Origin of the sequence: Amycolatopsis ruanii, assembly GCF_003385175.1 — a bacterium.
Taxonomy (GTDB): Bacteria; Actinomycetota; Actinomycetes; order Mycobacteriales; family Pseudonocardiaceae; genus Amycolatopsis_E; species Amycolatopsis_E thermalba.
Window position 1 is genome coordinate 1 of record NZ_PQHY01000126.1, and the last position, 10,845, is coordinate 10,845.

The 10,845-nt window shown below is 70.3% G+C and carries 13 protein-coding genes, 1 tRNA gene and 1 other RNA gene; 9 read left to right on the forward strand and 6 right to left on the reverse strand.

All coding sequences use genetic code 11. From position 1 onward, the window contains the following. Nucleotides 1-30: 30 nt before the first annotated feature. The 7 genes from D0D28_RS34300 to D0D28_RS34330 all read left to right on the forward strand — a co-directional run bounded on the left by D0D28_RS34300 (nt 31) and on the right by D0D28_RS34330 (nt 5,089). Nucleotides 31-107, forward strand: a tRNA-Met gene (locus D0D28_RS34300). Nucleotides 108-256: 149 nt separating this feature from the next. After that, entirely contained in the window at nt 257-757 is a 501-nt protein-coding gene (locus D0D28_RS34305; protein ID WP_116115340.1) for a PadR family transcriptional regulator, read from the forward strand. A gap of 68 nt (nt 758-825) precedes the next feature. After that, nucleotides 826-1,929 carry a peptide chain release factor 2 gene (gene prfB, locus D0D28_RS34310; RefSeq protein WP_094006718.1) on the forward strand — a complete coding sequence of 368 codons (1,104 nt, stop codon included), beginning with the start codon at nt 826-828 and terminating at the stop codon, nt 1,927-1,929. A 119-nt stretch (nt 1,930-2,048) separates the two neighbouring features. Next, complete coding sequence (ftsE, locus tag D0D28_RS34315) at nt 2,049-2,738, forward strand: cell division ATP-binding protein FtsE (protein WP_094006717.1); 690 nt, start codon at nt 2,049-2,051, stop codon at nt 2,736-2,738. Between the two features lie 46 nt (nt 2,739-2,784). Beyond that, nucleotides 2,785-3,681 (forward strand): permease-like cell division protein FtsX, encoded by an 897-nt coding sequence (gene ftsX, locus D0D28_RS34320; protein ID WP_094006716.1) that lies wholly within the window; start codon nt 2,785-2,787, stop codon nt 3,679-3,681. A 40-nt stretch (nt 3,682-3,721) separates the two neighbouring features. Further along, nucleotides 3,722-4,198 (forward strand): SsrA-binding protein SmpB, encoded by a 477-nt coding sequence (smpB, locus tag D0D28_RS34325; protein WP_094006715.1) that lies wholly within the window; start codon nt 3,722-3,724, stop codon nt 4,196-4,198. After that, nucleotides 4,199-5,089, forward strand: coding sequence for an amidohydrolase family protein (locus tag D0D28_RS34330; protein ID WP_094006714.1), 891 nt, complete (start codon nt 4,199-4,201; stop codon nt 5,087-5,089). Here the strand turns inward: D0D28_RS34330 and D0D28_RS34335 are convergent. From D0D28_RS34335 to D0D28_RS34345, 3 genes are all read right to left on the reverse strand, one after another. Then, a complete protein-coding gene (locus D0D28_RS34335) occupies nt 5,079-6,362 on the reverse strand; it encodes an acyltransferase family protein (protein ID WP_116115342.1) in 1,284 nt (427 codons plus the stop codon). The genes D0D28_RS34330 and D0D28_RS34335 overlap by 11 nt on opposite strands. Nucleotides 6,363-6,459: 97 nt before the next feature. Continuing rightward, complete coding sequence (locus tag D0D28_RS34340; RefSeq protein WP_094006712.1) at nt 6,460-6,678, reverse strand: hypothetical protein; 219 nt, start codon at nt 6,676-6,678, stop codon at nt 6,460-6,462. Between the two features lie 91 nt (nt 6,679-6,769). Next, nucleotides 6,770-7,225 carry a MarR family winged helix-turn-helix transcriptional regulator gene (locus D0D28_RS34345; RefSeq protein WP_094006711.1) on the reverse strand — a complete coding sequence of 152 codons (456 nt, stop codon included), beginning with the start codon at nt 7,223-7,225 and terminating at the stop codon, nt 6,770-6,772. Between the two features lie 77 nt (nt 7,226-7,302). On the opposite strand from D0D28_RS34345, the gene D0D28_RS34350 reads away from it, so the two are divergent. Further along, a complete protein-coding gene (locus tag D0D28_RS34350) occupies nt 7,303-7,674 on the forward strand; it encodes a cupin domain-containing protein (protein WP_094006710.1) in 372 nt (123 codons plus the stop codon). On the opposite strand, the gene D0D28_RS34355 is transcribed toward D0D28_RS34350, so the two are convergent. The 3 genes from D0D28_RS34355 to D0D28_RS34365 are packed head-to-tail and all read right to left on the reverse strand — an operon-like array spanning nt 7,671 to nt 10,191. Next, nucleotides 7,671-8,315, reverse strand: coding sequence for a response regulator transcription factor (locus tag D0D28_RS34355; RefSeq protein ID WP_116115344.1), 645 nt, complete (start codon nt 8,313-8,315; stop codon nt 7,671-7,673). The genes D0D28_RS34350 and D0D28_RS34355 overlap by 4 nt on opposite strands. Nucleotides 8,316-8,368: 53 nt before the next feature. Beyond that, complete coding sequence (locus D0D28_RS34360) at nt 8,369-9,508, reverse strand: sensor histidine kinase (protein WP_116115346.1); 1,140 nt, start codon at nt 9,506-9,508, stop codon at nt 8,369-8,371. Beyond that, complete coding sequence (locus D0D28_RS34365; RefSeq protein WP_116115348.1) at nt 9,508-10,191, reverse strand: sensor domain-containing protein; 684 nt, start codon at nt 10,189-10,191, stop codon at nt 9,508-9,510. The genes D0D28_RS34360 and D0D28_RS34365 overlap by 1 nt, the downstream gene beginning before the upstream one ends. Before the next feature lie 156 nt (nt 10,192-10,347). Between D0D28_RS34365 and ssrA the strand changes: the two genes are divergently transcribed. After that, nucleotides 10,348-10,720: a transfer-messenger RNA gene (gene ssrA / locus D0D28_RS34370) on the forward strand. Nucleotides 10,721-10,845: the final 125 nt, after the last annotated feature.

Below are 10,845 nucleotides of genomic sequence, written 5' to 3' on the forward strand. Positions count from 1 at the left end.
GGTGTGGGGTGTGTATAGTGGGTCTTACAGCGCGGGGTGGAGCAGCTCGGTAGCTCGCTGGGCTCATAACCCAGAGGTCGCAGGTTCAAATCCTGTCCCCGCTACCAGCAGGAAGAGGCCCGGTTCATCTGAACCGGGCCTCTTTCGTGCGCTTGGGGCACCCCCGATTGGGCCGGACGGGGGAAGGTAATGACCTTTGTGGACATTGACGGTGACCACTGTGGACAGATCGGCGGAAAAGTGGCACCTTGTAGGGGTGTCTGAACTCAATGCAACAGCAGCGGCATTGCTCGGCCTGCTCCAGGACGGCCCGGCCACCGGGGGGCAGCTGGTTGCGGCGGCGGAGGAGCGGTTCGGGACGTTCTTCAGCGTCACCCGCAGCCAGGTCTACCGCGAGCTGCCCGCCCTCGCCAAGGAGGGGCTCGTCCGGCTCGGCAAGCAAGGACCGCGCTCCAGCCAGCAGTACGTGATCACCGCCGCCGGCAAGAAGGCCTTCAAGGCCTGGCTGACCTCCGACGCCGGCCCCGACCACCTCCGCAGCCCCCTGATCCTGCGCCTCGTGCACGCCGGGCTGCTCACGCCCAAGCAGCGTGCCGCCCTCATCGAGACGGCGCGGGCCACCTACCAGGAGGAACTCGACGAGGCCAAGGCCGCGGTCAAGGCCGCCGCCGACCCCCTCACCAAGGCGACCGCCGAATACCACCAGACGTGCGTCCGCGGCGCGCTGAAGCTGGTCGACGTGGTCAACGGGCTCTGACCGGCCACGAGGGACGAAGCGGCCGGTTCCCGTAACCGGCCGCGCCCCGTGCCGTAACCTTGAAGGTTGTGAGTGGTGACTTCGCAGCCGACCTGAAGGACCTCGCCGGCAAACTGGCGCAGGTCGAGTCCGTCATGGACCTCGACGCCCTGCGCGCCCAGGTGGCTGACCTGGAAGAGCAGGCGTCCAACCCCAACCTGTGGGACGACCCGGAGGCCGCGCAGAAGGTCACCAGCCAGCTGTCCCACCGGCAGGCCGAGCTGCGCCGGGTCACCGAACTGCGCCAGCGGCTCGACGACCTCGAGGTGCTCCACGAACTCGCCGAAGCCGAGGGCGACAACGCCAGCAAGGCCGAGGCCGAAGGCGACCTGACCCGCCTCGCCAAGGAAGTGGACGCCCTCGAGGTCCGCACCCTGCTCTCCGGCGAGTACGACGACCGCAACGCGGTGGTCACCATCCGCGCGGAAGCCGGCGGCGTCGACGCGGCCGACTGGGCCGAGATGCTCCTGCGCATGTACCTGCGCTGGGCCGAGCGCCACGGCTACCCGACCGACGTCTACGACATCTCCTACGCCGAAGAGGCCGGCATCAAGTCGGCCACCTTCAAGGTCGCGGCCCCCTACATCTACGGCACCCTCTCCGTCGAGCAGGGCACCCACCGGCTCGTCCGGATCTCGCCGTTCGACAACCAGGGCCGCCGCCAGACGTCGTTCGCCCACGTCGAGGTGCTGCCCGAGGTCGAGGAGGTCGACCACGTCGAGATCCCGGAGAAGGACATCCGGGTCGACGTGTTCCGCTCCTCCGGCCCCGGCGGGCAGAGCGTCAACACCACCGACTCCGCGGTGCGTATCACCCACCTGCCCACCGGCATCGTCGTCTCGTGCCAGAACGAGAAGTCGCAGCTGCAGAACAAGGCCGCCGCGCTCAAGGTCCTCCAGGCCAAACTCCTCCTCAAGAAGAAGGAGGAGGAGCGCGCCGAGCTCGACGCCCTCAAGGACTCCGGCAGCAGCTGGGGCAACCAGATGCGCAACTACGTTCTGCACCCGTACCAGATGGTCAAGGACCTGCGCACCGAACACGAGGTGGGTAACCCCAGCTCCGTGCTCGACGGGGAGATCGACGACTTCCTCGAGGCCGGTATCCGCTGGCGCAAGCAAGGCACTTCTGCCTGATCAGCGGCGCGGAGCGCCTCCTTGTGCGGGTGGGGCGGGCGACGGGTGGGAGTAACCGCTGAGACCTACGCAATAGGCCAACCCGGGCTTGACGACGCGCGTGGGTAGTATGGCCCACCGTGATTCGGCTCGACAGTGTCTCCAAGGTCTACAAGACGTCGACGCGTCCCGCACTCGAGAACGTGTCGGTCGACGTGGACAAGGGCGAGTTCGTCTTCCTGATCGGGCCCTCCGGGTCCGGCAAGTCGACGTTCCTGCGCCTGCTGCTGCGCGAGGAGGTCCCCACCAAGGGCCGGGTCTTCGTGTCCAACTTCGACGTCGCCAAGATGGCCCGCCGCCGGATCCCCCGCCTGCGGCAGACCATCGGCTGCGTCTTCCAGGACTTCCGGCTGCTCGGCAACAAGACCGTCGCGGAGAACGTCGCGTTCGCGCTCGAGGTCATCGGCAAGCCGAAGCACACCATCAAGAAGGTGGTGCCGGAGGTCCTCGAGCTGGTCGGGCTGGAAGGGAAGGCCGACCGGATGCCGCACGAACTGTCCGGTGGTGAGCAGCAGCGGGTGGCGATCGCCCGCGCGTTCGTCAACCGGCCGCTCGTGCTGCTGGCCGACGAGCCCACCGGGAACCTCGACCCCGACACCAGCCAGGACATCATGCTGCTGCTGGAGCGGATCAACCGCACCGGCACCACCGTCCTGATGGCCACCCACGACCACTCCATCGTGGACTCCATGCGGCGCCGGGTCGTCGAGCTGCAGCTCGGCAAGGTGATCCGCGACGACGCCCGGGGCGTGTACGGCGTCGGCCGATAGTCACCCCGAACCCCGCCAGCCCCCGACCTGAGGAACCAGCTCCCCGATGCGTGCCAGTTTCGTGTTCAGCGAGGTCTTCACCGGCCTGCGCCGCAACATCACGATGACCATCGCGATGATCATCACCACGGCCATCTCGCTCGGCATGCTCGGCGGCGGGTTGCTGATCGTGCGGACCATCGACAAGATGCAGGTCAACTACATGGCCGACGTCGAGGTCTCGCTGTATCTCACGCAGGACGTCAGCGCCAACGACAAGACCTGCGCCCAGGACCCGTGCCGCGGACTGCTGGCCGACCTGAACAGCAACCCGGCCGTCGAGTCCGTCGTGTTCGAAAACCGCGACGAGGCCTACGAGCGGTTCAAGAAGCTCTTCCAGGACAACCCCATCCTGGTCCAGTCGGCCCGCCCCGAGGCGCTGCCGGCGTCGCTGCAGGTCAAGCTGAAGGACCCGAGCCGCAGCGACGTCATCACCCAGGAGTACGGCACCCGCCCGGGCGTGTCCCGAGTCGACGACCAGAAGCAGTTCCTCGACCGCTTCTTCGGCGTCCTCGGCGGCGTCCGCGACGGCACGTTCGTCATCGCCCTCATCCAGGCGCTCGCCGCGCTGCTGCTGATCTCCAACACCGTGCAGATCTCGGCGTTCACCCGGCGCACCGAGGTCGGCATCATGCGGCTCGTCGGCGCCACCCGCTGGTACACGCAGCTGCCGTTCCTCCTGGAAGCGGTGGTCACCGGCGTCATCGGCTGGGCGATCGCGGTGGGCGGCCTGATCGCGGCGAAGTTCGCGTTCATCGACCGCATCCTGTCCGTCACCGGCGGGATCATCCCGAACATCCAGGTGCTGGACGTGATCGTGGTGGCGCCGTGGCTGCTGCTGGCGTCGATCATCATCTCGGCCACCACCGGGTACCTGACGCTGCGGCTCTACGTGCGGCATTAACGCCGTGCTCCAGCCGGGACGTGTGGGATAACCTGGACCTATGCCCAAGGAACGAGGCTCCAAGGTGATCGCGTCGAACCGCCGCGCGCGGCACGACTACGCGGTGCTGGACACCTATGAGGCCGGAATCGCGCTGGTGGGCACCGAGGTGAAGAGCCTGCGCGCGGGCCGCGCCTCGCTGGTCGACGCGTTCGCCACCGTCGACGACGGTGAGGTGTGGCTGCGCAACGTCCACATCCCCGAGTACGAGCACGGCACGTGGACCAACCACGAGTCGCGGCGCAAGCGGAAGCTGCTGCTGCACAAGGGCGAGATCGAGAAGCTGATCGGCAAGACCAAGGAGGGCGGGCTCTCGCTCGTCCCGCTGTCGATGTACTTCAAGGACGGCAAGGTCAAGGTCGAGCTGGCGCTGGCCAAGGGCAAGAAGGCCTACGACAAGCGCCAGGACCTGGCCAAGCGGGACGCCCAGCGCGAGATGACCCGCGCCATGGGGCGGGCGCTGAAGGGCCGCCGCTAGGTGGGGCCGGAGCGCGACGAGGACATCCGCGACTGGGTGCGCGGCCTGGGCTTGGACGGCCTCGTCGACCTGCACCTGCACTTCCTGCCCGAGCGGATGCTGGTCAAGGTCTGGGCCTACTTCGACCGCATCGGTGAGCGCACCGGCTACGACTGGCCCATCCAGTACCGGGTGACCGAGGACGAGCGGGTCGCGCTGCTCGAGTCGTTCGGGGTGCTGCGGTACGCGCCGCTGGCCTACCCGCACAAGCCCGGCATGGCCGAGTGGCTCAACGGCTGGCTGCGTGAGTTCGCCGAGCGCGTCCCGGCCGCGGTGCCCACCGCGACGCTCTACCCGGAACCGTCGGCCGCCACCTACGTCGCCGAGGCGCTGCAGGCCGGCGCCCGCTGCTTCAAGGCGCACGTCCAGGTCGGCGCCTACGACCCGCGGGACGAGCTGCTCGACCCGGCGTGGGGAGCGCTCGCCGACGCCGGCGTGCCGGTCGTCGTCCACGCCGGACACGGGCCCGAACCCGGCCCGCACACCGGGCTCGACGTGTTCGGCGAGGTGCTGGCCCGGCATCCGCGGCTGACCGCGGTGCTCGCGCACGCCGGGATGCCCGAGTACGACGAGGCGCTCGCGCTCGTCGAGCGGTACCCGCGCGTCCACCTGGACACCACGATGGTCGGCGTCCCGTTCACCGAGAAGCTGATGCCGCTGCCGCCGGACTGGACCAGCCGGCTGGCGGACATCGCCGACCGGATCGTGCTCGGCACCGACTTCCCGAACATCCCCTACTCCTACGCCACGCAACTGCGGGCGGTCGCCGGCTGGGCTGCCGACGACCGCCTCGGGGACGACTTCCTGCGGGCCGTCCTGCACGACACCCCGGCGAAGCTGCTCAACGTCTGACCGCGACCCGCACCGGTTTCGACGCCAGCACCAAGGCGGCCAGCACCAGCGCGACCCAGGGCATCGGACCGGAGAGCGTCCCGCTGCCCAGCGGGGTGGTGAACCCCTTCGCGGCCAGGCCGAGCAGTCCGGCCGAGCCGAGCACGGCGGCCGCGGCGAGCTGTCCGGCCGGGACGGCACCGGCCGGGCTGGGCCGGGTTTCGAAGCGGCCGAACGCCTTCAGCAGGCCGGCCAGCACGACGGCGGCGGCGCCGACCCACAGCGGGGCGACGGCGAACCAGTCCGCGCTGCCGGGTTCCGGTGTCGCGTAACCGAACCCGAGCACCGCGATGCCCGCGACGACGACCAGCGCCGGCATGTGCCACAGGTACAGGCTCATGAACCGCGGCCCGCTCCAGCGCAGCACGGCGGCGACGGCGGGGCGCTGCGCCAGGGTGGCCAGCGTCGGCTTGAGCGCGAGCCAGAACCCGACCTGCCCCACGGCGAGGCTCATCAGCACCGCGGTGGGCGGGCTCATGTTGGACACCGGCGCGCCCGGCATGCCGATCATGCTCGCCGGGTACGGGCCGAACGCGACGGCCAGCGCGGTCACCCCGAACCCGGCCACGGCCAGCCCGGCCGCCCCGCGACGGCTCACCGTGCCCAGACGCCCCTCGGCGTAGGAGAAACCGAGCTGGTGCACCGCGAGCCAGACGAACACCGCGTTGGCGTAGCCGAGCGGGCCGAACACCTCGAACCGTCCGAAGTCGACGATCAGCGCGAGCCCGGTCAGCACCAGCGGCACGCCCAGGCCCCAGCGCCGGTGCGCGGCCAGCATGAGCGGCGTCGCGGCGACGGTGATCAGGTAGACGGCGAGGAACCACAGCAACTGCCCGGCGATCGCGCCCGCGATCTGCACCGGTTGCTCCGGCGCGCCCAGGTCGCGCAGCAGGTCCGGGGCGAGCAGCCACACCGCGAACAGCGGCAGCACCGGGATCAGCAGGCGCTTGAGGCGCGTGGACAGCCAATCGCGGGTCGACGCGGCGCGGCGCATCGACATCAGGTTGGCCGCGCCACCGGCGAAGAACACCATCGGCATGACCTGGGACAGCCAGGTCAGGGCCCACCAGCCGGGGGTGGCCAGCGCGTTGCCGGTCGCGAGGTGGCCGTCGTCGTAGCTGAGCACGGGCATCAGCCAGTGCTGCCCGATGACGGCGAGGATCGCGGTCGCGCGGACCACGTCGAGGAAGGTGTCGCGGGCTCCCGCCGGGGCCGGCCGCATGCTTGTTCGCATGCGTTCAGCCTGGTCGGAACGGGTGTCCGGCACAGCGGGGCAGACCGCCGTCTTGGGGCGGGGGACAGGTGCAGGACCGTGGTGGGGTGTGCCCTACCTACAGCTCGCGAGCCTCGTCGACCTCGGAGGCGGGCAGGCCGCAGAGCCGGTACTCCCAGCCGGCCTCCGGCGTGAAACCGAGCTGGTAGAAGGTCTCGATCTTGGGGCCCTCGTGCAGGTGGACGTGCCGCATGACCGTGCCGCTCACCGGGTCGTCGAGCGTCTGGACCCGGCCGTCGAGGGGGCCGCCGAAGAACCGGACGTTCTCTTCGGTCATGGCGCCCTCCTCGTGCGGGAAAATGTCGACGTCCGCCCATGGTAGGTGAGCGGCGGACCGGGCGCCGCCGTCAGAACGGGTGAGGAGCGATTCACCACACCGGGCGCACGGTGACCCTCCGATGTCGGGCCGCCTCGGCGGCGAACGCCGACAAGCCTTGGTGCACCCGGGCGAAATCCCCGTCGCCGATCAGGTTCGCCCACCGCGCCTCGGCCTCCTTGGACAGCGCCACCACCCGGTCGACGCACTGCCAGCCGCGCGGCGTGAGGACGACCAGCCTGCTGCGGCGATCGGTGGGGTGCGGACGGCGTTCCACGTAGCCGCGGGTGGCCAGCTCGTCGACGAGCTGCACGGCGGCCTGTTTGGTGATGCCGAGGTGCTCGCCGAGCTCGACGGCCGTGGCGGCGCGGTGGGACAGGAAGTGGAACGCGAAGCCGTGCGCGGGACGGATGTCGCCGAATCCCTCCTCGGCGAGGCGTTCGTGGATCTCGTCCATCAGCGCGCGGAAGGTCAGCGCGAGCAGGCCCGGCATGTCGCCAGCGGTCATGGTCAAGCTCCTTGACTAGATGGTCAAGCTCCTTTACCTTATTACTGGTAAAGCTGCTTGACTACTTGGAGGTAGACATGCCCGTCGCGACATTGGCGGAAGCACCGCGGTTCGAACGTGGCGGCGCGGTGTTCCGGCCGCTCGCCGTGCCCAGTCGCGGATCCGCCGAGCTCGCCGTGTGGCTGCTGGAACTCGCGCCGGGGACGACCGGCGAGGAGCACTCGGTGAGCCGTGAGGAGGTGTTCGTGCTCCAGTCGGGCGTGCTCGAACTCTCCCTCGGCGGTGAGGTGCACCCGCTCGCCCCAGGAGACGCCATGATCGTCCCGCCGGACACCCTGTTCCGGCTGGACAACCCGGGCACGGAACCGGCGCAGGCGACGGTGTGCACGTCGATCGGGATGGTCGGCGCCGTGGGCGGCACCACGATCGTGCCGCCCTGGACCCGCTAGGGGCGGCCGAGGTAGGTGAGGACCGCGCGGACCCGGCGGTGCTCCTCGGCGCTGGCCTCCAGCCCGAGCTTGGCGAAGATGTTGCCGATGTGCTTCTCGACCGCGCCGTGCGAGACGACCAGCGTCGCGGCGATCGCCGAGTTGGACAGGCCCTGCGCCATCAGCCCGAGCACCTCGGACTCCCGCGCGGTCAGCGCGTCCAGCGGGTTCTTCCGTCCCCGGGCCATGACCTGCGCGATCACCTCCGGATCGATGGCCGTGCCGCCCCGGGCGACCCGGCGGACCGCGTCGAGGAAGTCGGCCACGTCGGCCACGCGTTCCTTCAGCAGGTAGCCGACGCCGCCGGCCCCGCCGGACAGCAGTTCGACCGCGTAGCTCTCCTCGACGTACTGCGACAGCACCAGGACCGGCAGGCCCGGCACCGCCTCGCGGGCGGCCAGCGCGGCCCGCAGGCCCTCGTCGGTGAACGTCGGCGGCATCCGGACGTCCACGATCGCCAGGTCCGGCTTGTGTTCGGTGACGGCCCCGACGAGCGCGTCGCCGGTGTCCACCGCGGCGACCGTGTCGATGCCCTCGTCGGCGAGCAACCGCTCGACCCCGGCCCGCAGCAGGCCCTCGTCCTCGGCGATCACCACACGCATTCCGCCAACCCCCAGTTCGTGAGCGAATTCGCCCTATTCACTCACGAACCGGGTCACCAGGTACACGGCAGGTCGGCACGGACCACCGTCGGCCCGCCCTGGGGACTCACCACCGTCATCACACCGTCGATCGTCGCGGCCCGGTCGGCCAGCCCGGCCAGCCCGCCGCCGGGCCGAACCTCGGCCCCGCCGTGCCCGTTGTCGGTGATCTCGATGATCACCTTGTCGTCCGTGCGCCAGGCCTTGACCTGCGCTTCCGTCGCGCCGGAGTGCTTGGCGACGTTCGTCAGGGTTTCGCCGACGATGAAGTACGCGGTGGTCTCCACGGCGGCCGGCGGGCGCGGTTCGATGTCGACCGTCACCTCCACCGGGATCGGCGTCTTCGCGGCCAGCGCGGACAGCGCCGCGTCCAGGCCGCGGTCGCCGAGCACCGCCGGGTAGATGCCGCGCGCCAGGTCCCGCAGCTCCGACACCGCGAGCTTGGCGTCGGTGTGCGCCTCCTCGATCAGCGCGCGGACGGCCTCCGGTTCCCGGTCCAGCTTGTTCTTGGCGCGGCCCAGGTTCATGGCCACCGCCACCAGCCGCTGCTGGGCGCCGTCGTGCAGGTCCCGCTCGATGCGGCGGCGCTCGGCCTCGGCGGCGTCCACCCCGCGCGCCCGCGACGCCTGCAACTGCTGTGCCTTGACGCGCAGCCGTTCGGCGCGGTTCGGGCCGAGCAGGGCGACCGCCAGCGAACCGTGCACCCAGCCGATCCACGGCGCGACCCAGATCGCCATCGGCACCAGCACGATCGACGCGAGGCCGATAACGAACTCCACGACGCTCAGCGGGAACGCGACCAGCAGGTAGGCGAGGTCCCGCCACGTCGTGCCGTCGACCAGGCGCATCCGCCACCGCCGCAGCACCCCGCCCTCGACCGGCGCGCGGTCGGCGGGCGGCAGGGGAGTGCCGAGCATCTTGCGCACCCAGCGGCGCTCCAGGTTGCCGAACCCGCGCACCATGCTCGTGGTCAGCAGCAGGATGGGGATGCCGACCCAGATCACCGTCGTCGCGATCCCGACCAGACCGAGCACCACGACCAGCACGAACTGGACCAGGCGCAGCGCGAAGGAAGAGATCATGTAGACGATCGACTTCGCGGCCCCCGGGCGCGGCTGCTCGATCGGCCCGTGTTCACCGGCCACGGGGCTCATCATGCCACCGTGTTCGGCTGGTCGGTGGCGGATTCGGCGAGCCGGCGGGCGCGCGGGCCGGGGCCGAGCATGGCGCGGGCGAACAACGCGTGGGCGGTGCCCAGCGCCCGGGTCACGCTGATCGCGACGGCAACCACTCCCAGCCCGAGAGCGGCCCACGGCAGCGCGTCGACCGGCGAGTCGACCACGATCCACCGCGCGTCACCCGAGGGGAAGAAGTACGCGCCCCCGGGCAGGTACTGGCAGTAGAACGGCAGCGCCGTCGCGGCCAGCCCGACCGACCAGAAGACGACCATGATCGTGAACTCGGCGATCCCGAGCGGCAGCAGCAGGACCAGGTAGAGGGCGTCCCGCCAGGTCGCGCCGTCGGTCAGCCGCGCACGCCAGCGGGCCCGGAGGCCGAACTCCGGCAGCAGCTTGTACGGGGTCACGACGTAGGTGCCGAGCATCCGGTGCACCCGGGCGCGCTCGAACCGCCCGGCCGCGCGGGCGATCAGCACCGCGAGGCCGAGGACGGGCAGGCCCACCCACACGATCGCGGTGCCCAGGCCCGCGGTGAACAGCGTCACCATCAGGGCGAACCCGGCGACGCCCAGCGGCAGGTTGCTCAGCAGGTACCCGAGCGCGCCGAGCACCGGCGGGCGCGGGCGAGTGCCGTCCAGCGCGGAATACGTCGGCCCCATGATCCGTTCCTCTCTCAGCAGCACGGAACCAGCATCGCGAGATTTCCGCTGGTGGACCATGGGGCGCGCGGGCGTCGCCGGGGTAGGGACAACCCCACCCGGTGCGGAACAAACCCGGTTGCCGCGGGCGTTATGCTGGTAACGGAACACCATCAAGGGGGTGAACGGTTTCGACTCTGGACGTTGAGTCAAGGGAAGCGTGCCGGTGCAGGCGAGAGACCACCGTTAAGCGTCGTCGTAACCAAATAAGCGCCAAGACTAATAGTCAGCGCGACTTCGCCCTCGCTGCCTGAGCGAGTGCGAGTCTGTCGGCCCGGGAGCGCCTCCGTCCCGGTAGCCGGCATCAGCTAGGAGGCTCACCTTCCGGACCTGGCCGCGGGGACCGGAAGGGAAACCCACAGCGGCTGGGCCCGTCACACCGGCTTGTTCGCGTGACCGGTGGGGCCGAGTAGAGGCAGAGCGAACTGCGCACGGAGAAGCCTAGGCAAGGCGCCAGAGGACCCGGGTTCAATTCCCGGCACCTCCACTCGACCGAAGGCCGGGACCTGCACGCGAAGAGCGTTCGCGGGTCCCGGCCTTCGTCGTTTTTTGGGGTGGCCCCTCTTCACGGGGGGGTGTCCCTATGTGATTGTCAAGCCGCGGCGGGGGCGGGGT

Bases quoted from the DNA above. Each gene is read 5' to 3' on its own strand.
- ftsX (WP_094006716.1), top strand. From the start codon at position 2,785: ATGCGTGCCAGTTTCGTGTTCAGCGAGGTCTTCACCGGCCTGCGCCGC.
- smpB (WP_094006715.1), top strand. From the start codon at position 3,722: ATGCCCAAGGAACGAGGCTCCAAGGTGATCGCGTCGAACCGCCGCGCG.
- D0D28_RS34335 (WP_116115342.1), bottom strand. From the start codon at position 6,362: ATGCGAACAAGCATGCGGCCGGCCCCGGCGGGAGCCCGCGACACCTTC.
- D0D28_RS34340 (WP_094006712.1), bottom strand. From the start codon at position 6,678: ATGACCGAAGAGAACGTCCGGTTCTTCGGCGGCCCCCTCGACGGCCGG.
- D0D28_RS34345 (WP_094006711.1), bottom strand. From the start codon at position 7,225: ATGACCGCTGGCGACATGCCGGGCCTGCTCGCGCTGACCTTCCGCGCG.
- D0D28_RS34350 (WP_094006710.1), top strand. From the start codon at position 7,303: ATGCCCGTCGCGACATTGGCGGAAGCACCGCGGTTCGAACGTGGCGGC.
- D0D28_RS34355 (WP_116115344.1), bottom strand. From the start codon at position 8,315: ATGCGTGTGGTGATCGCCGAGGACGAGGGCCTGCTGCGGGCCGGGGTC.
- D0D28_RS34360 (WP_116115346.1), bottom strand. From the start codon at position 9,508: ATGAGCCCCGTGGCCGGTGAACACGGGCCGATCGAGCAGCCGCGCCCG.
- D0D28_RS34365 (WP_116115348.1), bottom strand. From the start codon at position 10,191: ATGGGGCCGACGTATTCCGCGCTGGACGGCACTCGCCCGCGCCCGCCG.